General features: G+C 43.8%; 25 protein-coding genes and 1 other RNA gene. 19 read left to right on the top strand and 7 right to left on the bottom strand.

From position 1 onward, the window contains the following. Window positions 1-378: 378 nt before the first annotated feature. Complete coding sequence (locus tag I8U17_RS15095) at window positions 379-705, top strand: helix-turn-helix domain-containing protein (protein WP_198059725.1); 327 nt, start codon at window positions 379-381, stop codon at window positions 703-705. Window positions 706-727: 22 nt separating this feature from the next. On the opposite strand, the gene I8U17_RS15090 is transcribed toward I8U17_RS15095, so the two are convergent. Beyond that, the gene (locus I8U17_RS15090) at window positions 728-1,435 is read right to left on the bottom strand and encodes a hypothetical protein (protein ID WP_198059724.1); all 708 of its coding nucleotides are present in this window, start codon (window positions 1,433-1,435) and stop codon (window positions 728-730) included. Then, complete coding sequence (locus I8U17_RS15085) at window positions 1,432-2,214, bottom strand: ParA family protein (RefSeq protein ID WP_255518269.1); 783 nt, start codon at window positions 2,212-2,214, stop codon at window positions 1,432-1,434. The genes I8U17_RS15090 and I8U17_RS15085 overlap by 4 nt, the downstream gene beginning before the upstream one ends. A gap of 154 nt (window positions 2,215-2,368) precedes the next feature. Between I8U17_RS15085 and I8U17_RS15080 the strand changes: the two genes are divergently transcribed. From I8U17_RS15080 to I8U17_RS18995, 4 genes are all read left to right on the top strand, one after another. Continuing rightward, a complete protein-coding gene (locus tag I8U17_RS15080) occupies window positions 2,369-2,533 on the top strand; it encodes a hypothetical protein (RefSeq protein ID WP_198059722.1) in 165 nt (54 codons plus the stop codon). An 82-nt stretch (window positions 2,534-2,615) separates the two neighbouring features. After that, on the top strand, window positions 2,616-4,139 hold the full coding sequence (locus I8U17_RS15075; RefSeq protein WP_198059721.1) for a hypothetical protein: 1,524 nt from the start codon (window positions 2,616-2,618) through the stop codon (window positions 4,137-4,139). A gap of 88 nt (window positions 4,140-4,227) precedes the next feature. Continuing rightward, window positions 4,228-4,917 (top strand): GIY-YIG nuclease family protein, encoded by a 690-nt coding sequence (locus tag I8U17_RS15070; RefSeq protein WP_198059720.1) that lies wholly within the window; start codon window positions 4,228-4,230, stop codon window positions 4,915-4,917. After that, an RNA gene (locus I8U17_RS18995) (hammerhead ribozyme type II) lies at window positions 4,916-4,986 on the top strand. The genes I8U17_RS15070 and I8U17_RS18995 overlap by 2 nt, the downstream gene beginning before the upstream one ends. A 280-nt stretch (window positions 4,987-5,266) precedes the next feature. Here the strand turns inward: I8U17_RS18995 and I8U17_RS15060 are convergent. Beyond that, window positions 5,267-5,509, bottom strand: a complete 243-nt coding sequence (locus I8U17_RS15060) for a hypothetical protein (RefSeq protein ID WP_033102181.1) — start codon at window positions 5,507-5,509, stop codon at window positions 5,267-5,269. Window positions 5,510-5,528: 19 nt separating this feature from the next. Beyond that, a complete protein-coding gene (locus tag I8U17_RS15055) occupies window positions 5,529-6,161 on the bottom strand; it encodes an HNH endonuclease family protein (RefSeq protein WP_198059719.1) in 633 nt (210 codons plus the stop codon). A 142-nt stretch (window positions 6,162-6,303) separates the two neighbouring features. Here I8U17_RS15055 and I8U17_RS15050 point away from each other — a divergent pair, with 142 nt between their 5' ends. From I8U17_RS15050 to I8U17_RS15040, 3 genes are all read left to right on the top strand, one after another. Beyond that, complete coding sequence (locus I8U17_RS15050) at window positions 6,304-6,771, top strand: helix-turn-helix domain-containing protein (RefSeq protein ID WP_198059718.1); 468 nt, start codon at window positions 6,304-6,306, stop codon at window positions 6,769-6,771. Continuing rightward, the gene (locus tag I8U17_RS15045) at window positions 6,768-6,998 is read left to right on the top strand and encodes a hypothetical protein (RefSeq protein WP_198059717.1); all 231 of its coding nucleotides are present in this window, start codon (window positions 6,768-6,770) and stop codon (window positions 6,996-6,998) included. Before I8U17_RS15050 ends, I8U17_RS15045 begins: the two co-directional genes overlap by 4 nt. 405 nt (window positions 6,999-7,403) lie before the next feature. After that, on the top strand, window positions 7,404-8,582 hold the full coding sequence (locus tag I8U17_RS15040) for a DnaD domain-containing protein (RefSeq protein WP_198059716.1): 1,179 nt from the start codon (window positions 7,404-7,406) through the stop codon (window positions 8,580-8,582). A gap of 145 nt (window positions 8,583-8,727) precedes the next feature. Here I8U17_RS15040 and I8U17_RS15035 read toward each other — a convergent pair whose 3' ends face one another. After that, window positions 8,728-9,135 carry a helix-turn-helix domain-containing protein gene (locus I8U17_RS15035; protein ID WP_198059715.1) on the bottom strand — a complete coding sequence of 136 codons (408 nt, stop codon included), beginning with the start codon at window positions 9,133-9,135 and terminating at the stop codon, window positions 8,728-8,730. A 175-nt stretch (window positions 9,136-9,310) separates the two neighbouring features. Here I8U17_RS15035 and I8U17_RS15030 point away from each other — a divergent pair, with 175 nt between their 5' ends. From I8U17_RS15030 to I8U17_RS15010, 5 genes are all read left to right on the top strand, one after another. Next, window positions 9,311-9,499, top strand: a complete 189-nt coding sequence (locus tag I8U17_RS15030; RefSeq protein ID WP_198059714.1) for an Acb2/Tad1 domain-containing protein — start codon at window positions 9,311-9,313, stop codon at window positions 9,497-9,499. 62 nt (window positions 9,500-9,561) lie between these two features. After that, window positions 9,562-10,149, top strand: coding sequence for a hypothetical protein (locus tag I8U17_RS15025; RefSeq protein ID WP_198059713.1), 588 nt, complete (start codon window positions 9,562-9,564; stop codon window positions 10,147-10,149). Between the two features lie 34 nt (window positions 10,150-10,183). Beyond that, on the top strand, window positions 10,184-10,336 hold the full coding sequence (locus I8U17_RS15020) for a hypothetical protein (RefSeq protein ID WP_198059712.1): 153 nt from the start codon (window positions 10,184-10,186) through the stop codon (window positions 10,334-10,336). Window positions 10,337-10,369: 33 nt separating this feature from the next. Further along, the gene (locus I8U17_RS15015; RefSeq protein WP_198059711.1) at window positions 10,370-11,128 is read left to right on the top strand and encodes a 3'-5' exonuclease; all 759 of its coding nucleotides are present in this window, start codon (window positions 10,370-10,372) and stop codon (window positions 11,126-11,128) included. 87 nt (window positions 11,129-11,215) lie between these two features. Further along, window positions 11,216-11,383, top strand: a complete 168-nt coding sequence (locus I8U17_RS15010) for a hypothetical protein (RefSeq protein ID WP_198059710.1) — start codon at window positions 11,216-11,218, stop codon at window positions 11,381-11,383. A gap of 43 nt (window positions 11,384-11,426) precedes the next feature. Here I8U17_RS15010 and I8U17_RS15005 read toward each other — a convergent pair whose 3' ends face one another. Then, window positions 11,427-11,567: a hypothetical protein gene (locus tag I8U17_RS15005; protein ID WP_198059709.1), complete on the bottom strand. Its 141-nt coding sequence runs from the start codon at window positions 11,565-11,567 to the stop codon at window positions 11,427-11,429. A 30-nt stretch (window positions 11,568-11,597) separates the two neighbouring features. Next, on the bottom strand, window positions 11,598-11,816 hold the full coding sequence (locus tag I8U17_RS15000) for a helix-turn-helix domain-containing protein (RefSeq protein ID WP_198059708.1): 219 nt from the start codon (window positions 11,814-11,816) through the stop codon (window positions 11,598-11,600). A 155-nt stretch (window positions 11,817-11,971) separates the two neighbouring features. On the opposite strand from I8U17_RS15000, the gene I8U17_RS14995 reads away from it, so the two are divergent. The 6 genes from I8U17_RS14995 to I8U17_RS14975 all read left to right on the top strand — a co-directional run bounded on the left by I8U17_RS14995 (window position 11,972) and on the right by I8U17_RS14975 (window position 15,345). Beyond that, a complete protein-coding gene (locus I8U17_RS14995; RefSeq protein WP_198059707.1) occupies window positions 11,972-12,148 on the top strand; it encodes a hypothetical protein in 177 nt (58 codons plus the stop codon). Window positions 12,149-12,331: 183 nt separating this feature from the next. Beyond that, entirely contained in the window at window positions 12,332-12,640 is a 309-nt protein-coding gene (locus I8U17_RS14990) for a hypothetical protein (protein ID WP_198059706.1), read from the top strand. Further along, window positions 12,640-12,891: a hypothetical protein gene (locus I8U17_RS14985; RefSeq protein WP_198059705.1), complete on the top strand. Its 252-nt coding sequence runs from the start codon at window positions 12,640-12,642 to the stop codon at window positions 12,889-12,891. Before I8U17_RS14990 ends, I8U17_RS14985 begins: the two co-directional genes overlap by 1 nt. Continuing rightward, window positions 12,888-13,016 (top strand): hypothetical protein, encoded by a 129-nt coding sequence (locus I8U17_RS18615; protein WP_255518268.1) that lies wholly within the window; start codon window positions 12,888-12,890, stop codon window positions 13,014-13,016. The genes I8U17_RS14985 and I8U17_RS18615 overlap by 4 nt, the downstream gene beginning before the upstream one ends. 39 nt (window positions 13,017-13,055) lie before the next feature. After that, on the top strand, window positions 13,056-14,858 hold the full coding sequence (locus tag I8U17_RS14980) for a helix-turn-helix domain-containing protein (protein WP_198059704.1): 1,803 nt from the start codon (window positions 13,056-13,058) through the stop codon (window positions 14,856-14,858). Window positions 14,859-14,997: 139 nt separating this feature from the next. After that, the gene (locus tag I8U17_RS14975; RefSeq protein ID WP_198059703.1) at window positions 14,998-15,345 is read left to right on the top strand and encodes a hypothetical protein; all 348 of its coding nucleotides are present in this window, start codon (window positions 14,998-15,000) and stop codon (window positions 15,343-15,345) included. Window positions 15,346-15,463 lie beyond the last annotated feature (118 nt).

Below are 15,463 nucleotides of genomic sequence, written 5' to 3'. Positions count from 1 at the left end.
TCCGCTCATAAGGTTCTGGTTCGCCGAACAGGTTCCTCATAAATAATCACCCCTTTCAATTTCAAATTCTGTGACTTCGCCAGCTTTAACATATGCGGGTCGCTGCGATATAGGTATGTGTTCGAATGGGAAAATAGGTCTGCGAAGTCTTTCCCTGCGGCGTCTCTTGCTTTCGTGATTGCTGTACACGATCATGCTTTTATAAGCGATGTCTTGAAGAAAAAGCAATTCCACTTCTGTCATCTGTGTTGATTTCACCTCTTTTCTGTTTCTGTATCTAGATTATACATTATGGCATAACGGAAAACAATCGGTATATTTTATTTATTCCATATGTTATAATAAATAATTAGTGTGCAATGAAAAGGAGGGGAAGATATGGATGAAAAACTGGTAGAAGAAGCCAAGGCCAAACGTCTATACAATCACAAAGCACCCATTGTAAAAACTGATAACAGGTTAGCTGAAATCATCAAGGAATTAGGAATCACCCAAATGGATGCTGCGCTCAAAACTGGTATCCCACAGGCAACCCTTTCAAAATGGAACAAGCATGAAAAATTCAACCCTGATTTCATTGCTTCAATCATGGTCGCTTTTGACCTAGATTTTTTCGATCTGTTTCCTATTGTCGAAAAGCACGATCGACCCGCTTATTTTGATGAAATCGAGGCAAAAATTAAAGAAAAGCCAGGGGAGGAATGATTACCCTGGCTCTTTTAAGCCTTTACTTTTTTTCTAACTCATCCAGCGCCTTTTGTAAGGCATAGTTTAGAAAGTGTGTCTTGAAACCCTTGGGTTGTCTCTTTGCGATTCTGTCCAATCGCTTCAGCAGTTTTCGATCGATCAGGAAGGTCTGTCTTTTGTGTGTTTCTTCGATGGTTGGTTTCTTGATGATTTCTTGAAACTGTTCAAGGAAACCTTTGTCTGTTTCGTTTTCTTGTTGTGCTTCAGTTGTACTGCTCACTTGTTCTATTGACTGAACAATTTCAGTGAGACTGTTTACTTGTTCTGTTTCATCATCAGTTTCAGTATTCACATTCACTGAATCATTTTCTTGTTCAGTGCTAGTATTACGTTTTTCTGTTACGTTTAAGGGTTCAGTTTCAATGCTAGGTTTTACTGTGATGGTTTCATTTTCAGGTTCAGTGTTCTGTTTAAGGGTTACTGTTGTTGGTTCAGGTTTAGTTTTACTGTTGCTTGTTACTGTTGATTGTTCCGGTTTATTAATTTGTTTCACTTCTTCGTTTTCTTGTTCCGGTTCATTGTTTTGGTTTACTGGTTTTGTTTCTTTTTCAGTACCAGTCGTTTGTTTTACTGAATCGGTTGTTTGTTCCGCTTTCGTGTTTTGATTCACTTGTTCTTGTTTTTGATCCGTTTCACTTTTTGGCATCTGAGCCGCAAAACCAAACACAGACTTCTTCTTCCGACTCATTCACCGATGACCTCCTCATACAGGCTTCGATAAGCGTTGACCATCCGGTTACTTCGATCCACCATTACAGCTGGTTTCCGATCGTATGCAACGGAAGCGGAGAATCGAATCGAACGGGGGATGATGGTTTTAAACAGCTTAAGCCCGGTGCTGTCACAGTAATTCCGAACCTCATCCATCATCTCTCTGTGGAGTGTCGTCCGAATGTCGTACATCATCCCAACGACCCCACTAATGTTCACCTTGATGCCTTGGTTTTCCTCAAATTCCTCCAACGCTTCAACCACTTGAATGAACCCCTGGACACCAAAGGCTTCCGGTACAAACGGGATGATGAGATCGTCCACGACACTCAGTACGTTTCCAGCGATCAAACCGAGGCTGGGAGGTGTGTCAATAAAAATGTAATCGTACTGTTCCTTCAACTGATCGACCGCGTCAACAATCAATCTGAATGGCTGAGGGTATTTATCTAGTTTGGTCAGAATCTCGAACTCGAGTAGGTTCATGTCGTTATTGGACGGAATCAGATCCAGATTCTCTGAAAGATTGAAGATGACTCCTTCTGGTTCGAGCTGACCGGTGAACAAATCCTTGGCGGTGTACGAAAAGTCGTTGGGCACCAGTCCGAATGCAACAGATGAGTTGCCCTGGCCGTCCACGTCGATCAGCAGAGTACGATGTCCTTTCTCGGCAGCAAGCGCAGCCAGATTGGTAATCAAAGATGTTTTGCCTACGCCGCCTTTGTTCATTAGAACTGAGTACACTTTTCCGGACATATGTATCACCTCACACTTTTACTTAAAATGGCAACTTAATCATAACACGTAACAGTGAAACGTAACAGTGAACCTTCCAAGAGTATTGACTTAATTTTGTAAATAGTATAGTATTATATATAGTCACCAACATCACCAAATCGGAGGTAAAACAATGGCTCAGAAGCAAAGGACACACGTTTACTTGAAACCAGATCTACTCGAATGGGCTGAGGAAACGGCGAGAAGACTTTCATTTGAGCAAGGGAAGAACATCAGCAGAAACAACGTCATTGAAATGGCGTTAGAGCTACTGAAAAAGCAATTAGAGCAAGAGTAAGTGGCAACAAAAATAAAAGCCCTGGACGATGAGAAGGATCGCCCAAGGCAAACCAACACCTTAGAAGGAGTTGATTGAAACGATGAAATGGTATCACGATTGGAGAGAAAAGGCAAGAAATCGATACCTTGAAGGCTACTATCCAGGACACAAAAGAGTCCCAAACTCTATTGTCCTTAGCCTGTATGGGATCGGATATTTTATTAGCGATTTTGTTCCGTTGATCCTGAACTTCATCAATGGGGTTTATTGGGCTATCAAGCGGCTGGTCGCTTTTGTTGTTGGGCTACTTGTGGAAGCCAGCATTTTTGTTGTTCTTGCTGGCTCAGTTATTTTTTCTGTGGCCCACTCGCTCGTTCAAATGCGGAAAGTCGGCGCAACGGGCGGTTTAGAATATGTGGGCGTGCTAATGTTTGAAGTTATTTTCATCGGATCAGCAGCAACTTTAACTGGATTTTTGATGAAAAAGAAAATCCCACGCGGATTCATTGAGTGGATGGGATTGGTTTTCACGATAGTCGGTTTCTTAGTCGGGCTCTCTTTTGTTTGGTGGGCCAACTACCACGGGATGAAACCAACTTTAGAGGGACGGATCATTGGCTCCGCGGTTCCGCTTTTGGTGCTCATTGGTGAGGGGATTCTCGCCTATCGATTCATCATAGAAAACAAAGAAGAAATGGCTTTTACCGATTTTATCCGTCGAAATCAGTTGTCAACAGATGAAGTGAAAGCAGTCATTGAGCAGTATGTGCAAAAGAAACGAAAAGAAGCTCTCTCAGATCAAAATAAACATGAACAAATCGAACAGGCAGAGCTTGAGAACCTCACACACAGAAAGTCTCATACAGAAGAAAATCTCTCACAAAGGTCATCTCAAACATTCGCTCACACACCCGAAGAAATAGTCTCAGGCTCTCACACCTCAAACTCTGAGAGAGAAAATTCACTTCCTCTCACAGAGGAAAATTTCTCACACGAAATCCTCACACCCGAGGAATTCTCACAGTCAAATCGTGAGGAAATTTCCTCACAAAATGAGGAGTCTCAAACTGACGAAGCCACTGAAAAAGTCTCGCAAGAAAAACCGTCTCACAGCGTAGAAGTCAAAGAACAAGCGAAATCAGATGATGAGCAATTCTCACAAGCAGACGATGCTCACACAGAAGAAGAAGTCTCGAATCTCTCACAACAAGAGGAAGTCTCACAGCCTGAGGAGTCCTCACAAGAGGAGGAAAAATCCTCACAAAAGGATGCTCTCACGCTTGAGAATTCTCACACCTCACAGGAAGAAAATTCTCACACAGAGGTGGATTCTCACACCTCACAAAAGGAGACTCACACACAAAAAACGTCTCACAAAAAATCGTCCTCACAAGCCAAAAAGTATGCCCTACGAAAAAAATCTCACAATAAATCCTCACAGTCTGATCAAGAACTCCTCACGGATCTGGAGGAGATCAAAAAAGTCGCTTTGAGAATGTTTGCGGAAAAAGGCGGGACCTATCCAAGCATCCGGGAGCTGAAAGATGAGGCACCTTGTTCCGAATGGCTCTCGCGCAAAGCATTGAACCAGTTGAATCCAAAACGGAAAAAGAAAGCAAATTAAACAAATAGGCGCCTCCAGATCCGGGGGCGTTTGAACCAAGGTTCTATAGCATCCATTTAAACAGACAACAGGAGGGTGACATCGACTCATGATGGGGATATACGCCATTGAAAATATAATTACAAAAGAATGCTATGTCGGGCAAAGCAAAAACATTGTTATTCGATATCAACAGCATATCAATATGTTAGAAAAAGGAGAACACCACTCACACAAATTACAAAATGCTTTCAATCATATGGGAATCCAAAGTTTTGCTCTCAAAATATTGGAATTGTGCGATGAGGATCAATTGGATATCAAGGAGCAAGAATGGATTAATCGTTTAAACTCAATAGAGGCAGGTTATAACGTCAAATCTAATGGAATGATCGATCAGATAATCTTAACTAAAGTAAAAAATAAATGGGGTGTTTTCATCCCCCTCTCTCCTCTTACAGAAGAGGAATTGAACATGATTCGTGAAAACGAACAGTTGATGCATCAAATAGGAGGCTTGGTCAGAAGCGCGATATTAATTAATCATTCACTAGAAAAATCTCATACATACCACAAAGTGGAGAATAAATCAACAATACCATCTGAAAAAGTACTATCTAAGAAGGAACTACGAAAAAAAGAAATAAGACGGGTCAAAAGATGGTTGAAAAACTACTATAAGAGAACCGGCAAGATCCCTGGTCGGAAAAAAATTGAAATCGGAGCAAAGTGCAAACAAAGTGTAGCCCGTGCAGCTCTTGCAAAATTTAAAGAAGAATTAAGTAGCAAGAAGTTATAGGCGAAACGGGGGGATTCGTCCCCCGTCTAGGAAGGATTGGTCACCTTCCTACTGATGAGCCAGACCAAAGTAAAAAACGCTCCCTGGCGATCCAGCGAGCGTCTTTTTTATGGGCCATTTTGGCTCTAGGGGTTACATTGGCGCCGTTAATTTTGTTGTGTTTTGCATTATGTTTCGCAAATTTACGAAACACAATCGCTCTGATAGGGTGAATCCTTTTATTTTTCAGCTACTGGCACCAATACAAAAGCAGCTAATCCAAAACGAAGGGAACTTTTTTATTCTTTGTCTTTTTTCTCTCCTTCATTACGCTATACAGATGGGGGGAGCGCGGCGAGGTCAATCCATCTCAAGGGCGCTCTAGCACGGTGGCGAGAATGCGGTGGACGACCTCGTGGTCACGCGGATCGTGCAGGCGGTAATCCTCACCTGGCAGCGTGTACCACTCATCGGCGCCGACATACGTGATGGCGAGCGTGAGGGCGCCGTTGGCATCGCAGGTGGTGCGCAGTTCGAGTTCCCCGCTAATCACCCCGACCTCAGCGGTCATCACACCGTGGGTTGCGGTGAAGATTGACGACTTTACTTCCATCGAGTGACTCCCTTCTAGGTTAGTAGGAACAGGTGTTGAGCATGCTCTGCAATGCGGACTTCTCCGACGATTGCAGGGTCAGCCCCCATCTGTACTTGGTATGGATCCACCACTTCGCGTACGCACAGCGGGCTCCGGAACGCGGCGGCTGCCAAGTTGAGGGGTCTTCGTCTCCTTTTGATCGGTTGACACTCGCGGTCACTGCAATCAGTTGAGGGCCGTTGAGATCATTGGCAAAGTCCTGGCGTTTTTGGGTTGTCCAACTGCTGGCGCCAGATCGCCATGCTTCGGCCAGCGGCACAATATGATCAATATCGAGATCAGAAGGGTCATACACGGTCACACCATCATAATAGCTGTACCACTTGCCAGACGTGACCGGACAATCGCCGCTATAGTAGTCCGCGTCGCGTTGGAGAACGATCTGACGGGTGTCACAGCCACCTCCTTGGTTGATCCAGTGTGGGAACTTGTCGCGAGAGTATCCGTCCAGCGACCCTTCGGGGGCAACGGTAAGTGCGTTCAATTCGGCTTGAGCGGTAGCCAAGGACGGGGTTCCGGGTGGAAGCGCCCAGGCTGTGGGATTACCAAGAAGAACAAACGATAATACCAACACAAAAACAGTCGACCACCACATCATTTTCTTCAACATGGAAATGCCTCCTTATTATTTGAATCATCTCCATTTTACAAAATTAGTCGTCACTTTTCTGAAAATAATAGTTGACTGAACATGATCGTGTTCATATAATAGAATTAAGAGAAAGAACATGCTCATGTTCAGGAGGGATATCATGAAAAAGATGTATGACATTCTGATTCAATGTGGCATCTGCAACGGCGAGGTTGATCACTTCCAGTCTGGTGAAAAAGCAGAGGTTGGCCAAGAAACCATCCGCGGCGTTTGTCACCGGTGCGGACAGGAGGATGAATATGGCGTCATTACGGTCGTCGAAGTCGATCGGATCATCGACGATCCAGAAGAAATAGAGGAACTTTTCCCTGATTTGGACGGGGTAGGGGTAGAGGTTGAATCGGTCACGGCTTGGGCTGTTCCGACCAGCCAGTATCCGAAGAGAGACTGGCTCACGGTTAAGGAAGCGGCTGATCAATTGGGGATCAGCAAAGACACTCTTTGGACCAAGATAAAACGCGGCTGGTTTCACAAATACCAAGCGGCGGGATACATCCAGTCGGCCGGATCGGTCACACTGGTTCATCGGAAGATCATTGAGTCGATCCAGGAGGAGAAAGAGAAATGAGCAAACGTCTAGCCATGATCGCTATTTCCCGGGCGCTCGGAACAATTATCCAAATCGGGGAGGTGATCAAGAAATCAATAATTTTGATCTTCAGTTGCAATATCGGGAAAAGCAATTGGAGATTTATGATCGGATTATGGAACTGGATCACCAGTTCAACAATACAGAAAACACAAAAAGATTGCGTGAGATACGAAGAAAGGTCGAAAAAAATCAGTCTGATTTAGATCGTCTGCTCCTTTTAGTTAAAAAGGAGGCTGGGGAGTAATTACTCGGGTCCTGGATGGAAAGAAAAAAGACGCTCCCGGTGATCCAGGGCGTCTAAATCTTCTAATTTTAGTTGCCGATTAATATAATCGGTGCTAGAATTAAACGCGAACAAAAGAAAAGATGCGTACACCCCGCCAGTCGCCAAACTTAAAGGGTAATACGCACCTGTGAACTTCCGTTATTCGACTTTTACATTCCCCATTTTACCGATGTGCCGTCCAAAAATCAAGGATGATTTTTTGGTGAAACAGTGGGGAATATTGCGAATTATGTAGACAGAGAGATAAAACGGAATTGACAGGTGTAGTATGTCAAAATCCCCTTCTTGGCGCGGGTTACGCATCAGAAAGGGGATTTTTATTATGGACGAATTGATAAAAGACTTTAACTTGGACGAGCTGGAAAAAGAACTGTCCGACATCATTGAGGACGAGGAACAACAAGAGCGGTTTGTCATTGTTCGTGAAGGCATGGTAAAACTTACAGGTGGTTTCATGGAGGCGGCTGTGCTATCTTCCATGATTTCTTGGCAACGGACCGTAAACCGAATGGACAAGAAAGTATTCGATCAGATCAAAGAATCCCTTGAAAACGGGAATCGTGTCCAAGCTGAAAAGCTCAAGAAAAAACTTCATTACGGTTGGTTTTATAAGCCAGCAAAAGAAATGCGCGAAGAGATGTTCAACGCTGCATCCGAACGGACCATTAACCGAATCTTTGAGAGGCTGGAAGAAATGAAATTTATCGAAGGCAAACAGCTCCCCAACTTTGACCGAAAGAAATACTACAAGGTGAACATTGCCCATATCCGCGAAAAGTTGGCCAAGCTTGGTTATAACTTGGATGGTTACAAACTCAGCAAGGTTGAATCAAAGAAAAACCCAGAAAATACACCCAAGCGTCAAAATGACGGATGGGAAAACCCGCATGAAATCACCAAGCGACAAATTGACGGATGGAAACGACAAAATGACGATTCGATCCGTCAAAATGACGATTGCAAACGCCAAAATGACGGAGCAATAACATTAGATTACTCATTACCTACTACATCATTACATGACTCATTTACTACTGGTATGTATGTAGGTAGCGAGCCCAACAACCCGGTCAAAACATTCGAAAGAGCGTATCGATTGACAAGATATGCTGTCAAGGAATTGAATCGACTGATGAATACATATGGACCGTTTTTGGTGGATGAAGCAATCAAACGAGCAATCAAAAATGAGAGTACCAAGCCGATCAGCTACACAGAGGGAGTTTTGGAAAAATGGTCCGCTGCTGGTGTGCAGACGTTGGAAGATATTGAGGCGTATGAGGAAAATTTCCGTAAGCAACAACAGAAGAAAAAAGAGCAAAGAAAATCAACTGGCCAAGGCAAATCTTCCTCATCTGATTTGCCTGAAATGCTTAAACAGCATGAAGGCGAGCAGGATCAGAAAGAGTTGGTTGATCCAGAAGACAAAGATCGAAAAATAGCGGAGCTGAGAGCTAAAATTGAGCAAATGAGTCAACGGCACAAAACTCCGGTGTTTTGATGCTAGGGGATCTACTTAAAAGTGCGTAGAAATTTTCGATTTTAGGGGTGTTTTTGTGTCAGGGATAGTAAATATACCCCAAGTGAATTTTCGTCGCTCTACGGGGCTTCTAGGCCCCCGTAAATAAAAAAAATCCAAGGGAAACTCATTCCCTTGGATTTTTTGTTTTTTGCGCAATCTCCAGTGCTTTTTCCTCGTCTGGAGCTTCAATAATCAGATCGGCATTCAGCTGATCCAGAATAAAACGATCTGCTTCCTCTCCGTCATAGATGCCTTCTGCATCGACCAGGCTTTGAATGCCTTCGTCGATCAAATAGGCTTTTTTATTTTCGATGTCCACGGCGAATCGTTGATCTTCTAGATACTCAATCACTTGCTCCACACGGAGGGAGTAATATTCGCATATCCGGTTGACTGTTTCTAAATTGACGTTCTCATCGTTCCATACTTTGTTTGCTGTTCGGGGGTGTAGTCCGACTTCCCGAACAAGATCGCTCTGTTTCCGTTTCGGATTGGCCACCAACCATTGGCGGAATGGTCTAAAGCTGATCATGTTTCTCACCTCTTGTTTTTTCTATAGATTATCACCTTTATCACCATTGGGCAATGAATACTCATTAACATGATATTTTAATACACTTTCGTGCAAAATTTTGATATGGAAGTGTTGAAAAGATGGCTCCGAGCAGATATAATGATTATCGAAGAGATCAAAAGGAGGAATTGAAATGGACCGATTCAAAGATGCATTGCAGGTGAGTGAAGAAGAGTTGGCAAAGGCATATGAAAAGATATCAAATTTGTTGAATCAATTGCCAAGGAGCCGCGAGCAGTCATTGGCGATTACGAACCTCGAAAATTCGGCACTCTGGGCAGGGGCTGCCGTAAGAGTCAGTCAAAAGCAGCTTGATAAATAAAAAAGGCTCCCGATGATTCGGGAGCTCCTATTGAAAAAACGATATCAAAGGAGAGATAGAGCATGAAGGTTTTAAAATATTCGCTTTCCCGTTTTGGAAAAGGAACGAATCCAGGAGGAGGTGTTTTTGTGAAAGTCCTCCTGGAAACGAAGGAGGAGGCGGAGTTCTTCCAAGCGAAGCGATTTGAGAGTCTCTTAATCAAGGAGAGACTCGTCAAGCACGTGGCCAACCTCCCCATGGACGGGGGGCCGAACCCACAGTGGGATCGACTCATGAAATGGGTCGCCCAAACCGGGAAAACACTCAAGGAATTTTGCGAAGAATTTTATTGTTCAAACCCGGATAAGGAAATATATGAGCAATATTTGCTTCCGGAAGCTCGGGAGATTTTGGAGTCGATGTCGATGGGGGGAAGGAAAATTTTGTACGAGCCACCCGCAGGATCGCCGAAAAATTATACCTATTTCATCTCAAGCAAGGATGGAGAGCGATATCTCCGATTTACCAAAATCGTGCGGGATGAAAAGGATATTTGGTATGATTTTGGACTGGCCCAATATATTTGGAAAAATCTATGCCAAGAGGTGACAGATGAAGAGAAGGCCCGGGAGTTCTGTTTGGAGGTTTTGAAAGGGATTGGCGCGGTATGAGGGCCGCGCTTTTTGATAAGGAGGTGAAAAAATAATGGCGTGTAAATATTGCGGAGATTGGAATTCCTTTCTTTGGAGAGGGATCGAGATTTGTAACAACAATCCAGAGTGCTTGGATAAAGCGATCCTCGAAGACGGGACCACTCCGGTTGTGGTGATTGATGATGAAGATGAAGAGGAAAAATGAAACCCGGCTCCTGAGAAAGGGGGAAGAGACAGCATGAAAAACATCTTCGATTTCAGACAAGCCGAAGCTCAAATTAAATTCAACCAATGGAATGAGCACTCAGACGCCGTTGTTATTTTAGGCGTCGAAACAACAGCTTTACACTGTCCGGAAATCATTGAAATTTCGGTCATAGACACTTCAGGCAATGTTCTCTTTGACTCACTGGTGAAACCAAAAGGGGAAATATCGGAAATTCACAGGATCACGCCGGATAAGGTGGCAGATGCACCAACCTTTCCCGAAATTTGGCCCGCCTTATACAATATACTCAAAGACAAATTGGTACTTATTTTTAACGCGGATTTTGACCACGGAGCGATAGTAAATAGTTTGGCATACCCCGCTGAAATCAATCAAGCTCGGGGATTGAATACCGCCTGTGTCATGAGGGAATATGCCCTTCTTTATGGCGGAAAATGGCCGAACTTAGCGGAAGCATGTGGGAATCCGACAGACCACAGAGCGTTAGCTAATTGTCTGGCAACTCTTGAAATCATCAAGAGTTGCCATGATCCAAGCTTTACCGAAGAAGACCTGAAGCGGGTTATCGCCTATGAGGAAATTGATCAATTGAGCAGAAGAATTCGGAGTATATCGTATCAAATTGCCGAGCTAGTTGAGGAACAACAAGAGCTATTGAAGCGTCAAAAGGAGTGGTATAAGCAGTATGTTTTAGGAATTGAAGGTACAAAGGATGAAATAGCTGTCACAACCGTTGACCCTGATATAGATGATGATTTACCGTTTTAACCCCTTCCCTCCCTATCGCCGGGAGGGATCATCCCCGGCAACACCACTTTGTTACAGATGAAAAAGAGGGAGGAGAATTGTATGAATATGAATTTATTACACAAAGATCACTTATTAGAAGAGATGCGCCAGCGTGTCAAATCGCTTCGCAGCACTGACAACGAAAAAGCTCGTGTGATCAGACAAGAGATTGAGGCTTGGATCAGGCGGATCGAGGCTGGTGATTTCGACTTGAATGAGGAGGAGACAGAATGAAAAAAGGACCTTTCGGGGTCCTCTTTTTTATGCTTCAAACACTTCAGGCCTGAATATATTCTTTTTTGGTTTCAAGACGATCTAATCGTTTATCTATCCCATCCACACGTTCTTTCACATCGACCAGATCTGCTTGCATTGTGAGCAACAGCTTATAAATTTGCTCGTTGGTTATTTCGCTCATTCAGTTCTTTCTCCTTTCATTACCACTATATCATTTTTTCTCTCTATTTGGTTCCCAACGGCAAACCTGTTCTACTGGCAGGTTGTAAGTTTCGCAGATCCGTTCAATGACATGACTCATGACGTGTTTATCATTCCAAATTTTTGTTATTGTGTGCCGAGATAAATTTGTTTCACGTGCTATCTCTTCTCTACTTTTTAAAGGATGGTGCTTAACAATCCACAGTCTAAATGGCTCATATGTCCACATTTGTCAACCTCCTTATCCTGATTATAGATGACTTGTTAAATAATTAAAATATTCGGTATACAATCGTTGACGTATTGTATGTAATTGGATACAATATAATCAGGAAATATCAGAATAATCAAATTGATGGATGCAGCTGATCGGAGGTGAGACAAATGGAAGCCATTGTCGGATTCATCCTCAATTTTGATGATGCCAAGAAGGAGAAGGAAGACAAAGAACTCGCCAAGAGCATCATCAAGCTGGGTTACGGCCTCATGTCGCGCGAAGAATTTGAAGAAAAACACCCTGAGAATATTCAAAAAGAAGATAAAAAAAGCTCCTGGTGGTGAACCCAACCAGAAGCACAAAAAACAATTGCCTATGGACATTTTACCATGAAAGGAGGTGGCTGATCTGTATAAAACCATTGCGCTTTTGATCTTTTTATGCGTTTATGTTGCGCCACCCGTTGTTTTAGCAAGTTTTCTATATGACATCTGTAAGAAGAAGCTGAAGAGGAGGGGGGAGACCCAGTGAATGCTCCTGATCTCAAGGGGACGATTGCCTTTATATCGAGTTTCACTGACCTATATATGCTCTTTGCGGCCATCGCAATCGTCATTCTGACCTTTATCGCGATCTGGCAGATTGGCTTTAAAGGGAAGAAGCCAATCAAGGTTTTCACTCAATATTTCGTGCGAGTGTTTTCACTCTGGATCATTTCGTCCTGCTTGATCGTGATTGTTGCCGCTCACGCGGTATCCTCCTTGTGGGACGGCATTCTGTTGCTGGTGGATCTGATTGGCGATAAACTCGCTGAGGCTGCGAGAGGAGCGATGTGATGGAATTCATCCAGGGGCTGATGTTTTTGAGCGCTCAGTTCTCGGCGGCAGTGTTTTCAGCAATCGTCGTACCGCTTGCAATATGGATAGGCTTTCGGACCAATTGGAACATATCGAGGATGTTGAAAGAAATCGCTTCAATGCTTTTAGCTTTTATCATCGTGTCTGGTTTCTTTCTATCGGTCGGAAGTTTCGGCCATAAAAAAGAAGCCGACCAGTGGATGAAAGAAGTGGAGGCGATGAAAAAATGATTTGGTATTTCATCTTCACTATTTTCGTGGCGGCGCTTGGCCTTATCACTCTGTGGCTGAGGAAGAAAGACCAAGCACCAACCAACGAACCAAACACAGAAGATGTTGATGAAATAGAGGACTAGCGGGCAGGCTAGTTCTTTCTGATGAAAGGAGTGAATTGGATGAGAAACCACTCCCTCTGGTTTCATTCGTTTCGAACAAAAAAATTCCCTACTTGGATGAAAAAAACCGGAGAGATCTTGAAAACGGATGTTTTGCCAGAGGTATTGGACGCTTTGTTTGAACCGAAAGAGAAAAAGAAAATCGAGGAATGGCTAAAACCTCGGGAAGCACAAGCAGCACAAAAGGAGGAGAAGAAAGAACAGCCGAAGCGTGGCCGAATCGCCGGGAAAATGGCGACGGATTCCCCGCAGCATATTGCATTTGCCCGTCACAGGTCCGGAAAAATCCTCTCGCTGATCCGGGAGGATAACGAAGAAGCCAAGGACAGCCTCTCTACCCCGATGATGGTAGTGGGAAGGCAGGGGTCGGGGAAAAGCACATTGTTTGTGAATATGACCTTAGAGTTCTTCGGGGTTCGTGCAAAGAACCGAAAGGAATGGGAACAAATTGCCCGATCTGTCTTCTTGTTTGATGTTGCTGATGGTGCAATGTTGCCAGAGATTCTGTCTCGCGTTCCGGAGTGGCTGCGGGACCGCGTGGTGATTCTGAACCATGCAGATATGGAGCATGTTGTTCCAATCGCCTGGCACGATCTGATGAAACTGTACCAAGATGACGAATCCATTGCCGCTGAAGTGGCCGAGATTGAAACCGAGCTATTGCGGAAGTTTCTCCAAGATGACAGTCAAACCATATCCATTGAGCGCTATTTGAAAAGTGCTTTGCAGACATCCTATCGAGTCGGTGAGGGGAATTTATTGGACGCAATCAGGATCCTGAAGGATGGAGAGTATCGCCAGGAATTGATGGAGAGCTTGAGTGAGACGGATTTTGAATTAGAAATTGCGCTCAATCAGTTGGATGAAGAAACCGAAAAAGAAAATAGCCGAGTACTAGAAACCATCGAAAACCGGATTTCCCAGCTTCGGGCCAACAAGCGCCTTTTCTACTCGCTCAGTCAGACACAAGAGGAACAAATTGACTTTTGGAAATGGATGAACGAGCCGCACTTGGTTTTGATTCACATCCCAAATAGCAAAGAGTCATTCCAGGACTTCGCGTTCACTCACTACATTGTCAAGCTCTGGCGGATGATGATGGCCAGGGAGATGATTCCGAAGCCAGATCGCCGGGAATGCGCCGTGATCGTGGATGAAATCGATTTGATCATCAAAAACAAACCGGTTCAAAACATTTTTCTGCAAATGACCAAGAAACCGCGAAAATATCGAACCAAGTTTATATTCTCGTTCCACGATTGGTCTTCTTTTTCTAAGGCGGGTCAGTGCAAGAATGATATCATTCGCTCGTTTAAAACCGGCATGGACATGGTTCTGCTCAAAGGGAGCGGGGAAGTGTTCGAGGATTTTGAGGAAACATTGGAACCGTTCACTGGCGAGGACTTTCACACCTTGGGGAAATACCAAGGGATTATGCGGATTACTTGCAACAAAAAGGAGTATGTATTCCGCGCGAAGCTATTAGAACCGGCTTCGGAGAGGATGCCATCATTTTCAGCTCTTGGACTGGGGAATCAATTCGGAATGGCAAAAGTGGCTATCACACAACGAGCCAGGGAAATTTTGCTGCCGCTGTATGCCAAGAAATCCGAAGAAAAAGCCAAAAGTGAAAATATAACCGCAAAAGACAAAGTATTGGCCTTGCTGCGCGAGTCGCCTGGACTGACGACAAAGGAAATTTGCGAGGAACTTGATATTTCCAGAATGACATTCCAGCGTATAAAAAAAGAATTAAAAATTCAAGAACGAAAAGACGGAAAAAAACTCGTCTATTTCGTCTAAATGTAACATGTAACATAGATTGCCTTTTCCGGAACTTTTCTAAGGATAAACGACGAAATCATGCGGGATTTGAGCTTTCAGGTGTAACTTTTTTTCGGCTGATGTTACACGTCATGTTACAGAAAGGAGACGGGGAAAAATGGTGGAAAATGCATCGAAAATCATAGAGTGGATGTTGATAATTTCAAACTCAATATTAATTTTTTGGCTGACCTACAAGCTCAACCAATGGATTCAAACGTGGTTCGGCATCGAGATAAAAAAGAATCCAACCATCGACCGTTGGGCTTGGAAAATCATTTTCATCGGATACGGACTATCCATCGTTCTTGTGATGATCCTGTTCCTGTTTTACTACTGGGTGTTTATGGTTTTGCTGATGGTTATAGGGATTATCGGTCGGAGAATTGCCAGGCCTTTTATTAAACCGGTTATTTGGATCACATATCCGTTCCGAGCAGTCGGAAGCTTGTTTCGTAAAAGATGACCAAGGGTACATCCCTTGGTGAGGTTGTTGACAAAGAAGGTCAACAGCCTTTTTTGTTGAAAAGGTATAAAAAAACATTCCGAAGGAAGGTTTCTATGTTCAGGACGAATTCATCCAG

Origin of the sequence: Thermoactinomyces sp. CICC 10521 (assembly GCF_016055135.1) — a bacterium.
Taxonomy (GTDB): domain Bacteria; phylum Bacillota; class Bacilli; order Thermoactinomycetales; family Thermoactinomycetaceae; genus Thermoactinomyces_A; species Thermoactinomyces_A daqus.
The sequence above is the reverse complement of the archived record's forward strand: the minus strand, read 5'-3'. Positions and strand labels throughout refer to the sequence as shown.

Excerpts from the sequence above, each read along its gene's own strand:
- I8U17_RS18615 (WP_255518268.1), top strand. The coding sequence starts at position 12,888 with ATGATTTGGTATTTCATCTTCACTATTTTCGTGGCGGCGCTTGGCCTT.
- I8U17_RS15025 (WP_198059713.1), top strand. The coding sequence starts at position 9,562 with ATGAAGGTTTTAAAATATTCGCTTTCCCGTTTTGGAAAAGGAACGAAT.
- I8U17_RS15085 (WP_255518269.1), bottom strand. The coding sequence starts at position 2,214 with ATGTCCGGAAAAGTGTACTCAGTTCTAATGAACAAAGGCGGCGTAGGC.
- I8U17_RS15015 (WP_198059711.1), top strand. The coding sequence starts at position 10,370 with ATGAAAAACATCTTCGATTTCAGACAAGCCGAAGCTCAAATTAAATTC.
- I8U17_RS15045 (WP_198059717.1), top strand. The coding sequence starts at position 6,768 with ATGAGCAAACGTCTAGCCATGATCGCTATTTCCCGGGCGCTCGGAACA.
- I8U17_RS15050 (WP_198059718.1), top strand. The coding sequence starts at position 6,304 with ATGAAAAAGATGTATGACATTCTGATTCAATGTGGCATCTGCAACGGC.
- I8U17_RS15030 (WP_198059714.1), top strand. The coding sequence starts at position 9,311 with ATGGACCGATTCAAAGATGCATTGCAGGTGAGTGAAGAAGAGTTGGCA.
- I8U17_RS15055 (WP_198059719.1), bottom strand. The coding sequence starts at position 6,161 with ATGTTGAAGAAAATGATGTGGTGGTCGACTGTTTTTGTGTTGGTATTA.
- I8U17_RS14975 (WP_198059703.1), top strand. The coding sequence starts at position 14,998 with ATGGTGGAAAATGCATCGAAAATCATAGAGTGGATGTTGATAATTTCA.
- I8U17_RS15040 (WP_198059716.1), top strand. The coding sequence starts at position 7,404 with ATGGACGAATTGATAAAAGACTTTAACTTGGACGAGCTGGAAAAAGAA.
- I8U17_RS14985 (WP_198059705.1), top strand. The coding sequence starts at position 12,640 with ATGGAATTCATCCAGGGGCTGATGTTTTTGAGCGCTCAGTTCTCGGCG.
- I8U17_RS15080 (WP_198059722.1), top strand. The coding sequence starts at position 2,369 with ATGGCTCAGAAGCAAAGGACACACGTTTACTTGAAACCAGATCTACTC.
- I8U17_RS14980 (WP_198059704.1), top strand. The coding sequence starts at position 13,056 with ATGAGAAACCACTCCCTCTGGTTTCATTCGTTTCGAACAAAAAAATTC.
- I8U17_RS14995 (WP_198059707.1), top strand. The coding sequence starts at position 11,972 with ATGGAAGCCATTGTCGGATTCATCCTCAATTTTGATGATGCCAAGAAG.
- I8U17_RS15005 (WP_198059709.1), bottom strand. The coding sequence starts at position 11,567 with ATGAGCGAAATAACCAACGAGCAAATTTATAAGCTGTTGCTCACAATG.
- I8U17_RS15075 (WP_198059721.1), top strand. The coding sequence starts at position 2,616 with ATGAAATGGTATCACGATTGGAGAGAAAAGGCAAGAAATCGATACCTT.
- I8U17_RS15090 (WP_198059724.1), bottom strand. The coding sequence starts at position 1,435 with ATGAGTCGGAAGAAGAAGTCTGTGTTTGGTTTTGCGGCTCAGATGCCA.
- I8U17_RS15070 (WP_198059720.1), top strand. The coding sequence starts at position 4,228 with ATGATGGGGATATACGCCATTGAAAATATAATTACAAAAGAATGCTAT.
- I8U17_RS15020 (WP_198059712.1), top strand. The coding sequence starts at position 10,184 with ATGGCGTGTAAATATTGCGGAGATTGGAATTCCTTTCTTTGGAGAGGG.
- I8U17_RS15095 (WP_198059725.1), top strand. The coding sequence starts at position 379 with ATGGATGAAAAACTGGTAGAAGAAGCCAAGGCCAAACGTCTATACAAT.
- I8U17_RS15010 (WP_198059710.1), top strand. The coding sequence starts at position 11,216 with ATGAATTTATTACACAAAGATCACTTATTAGAAGAGATGCGCCAGCGT.
- I8U17_RS15000 (WP_198059708.1), bottom strand. The coding sequence starts at position 11,816 with ATGTGGACATATGAGCCATTTAGACTGTGGATTGTTAAGCACCATCCT.
- I8U17_RS15035 (WP_198059715.1), bottom strand. The coding sequence starts at position 9,135 with ATGATCAGCTTTAGACCATTCCGCCAATGGTTGGTGGCCAATCCGAAA.
- I8U17_RS15060 (WP_033102181.1), bottom strand. The coding sequence starts at position 5,509 with ATGGAAGTAAAGTCGTCAATCTTCACCGCAACCCACGGTGTGATGACC.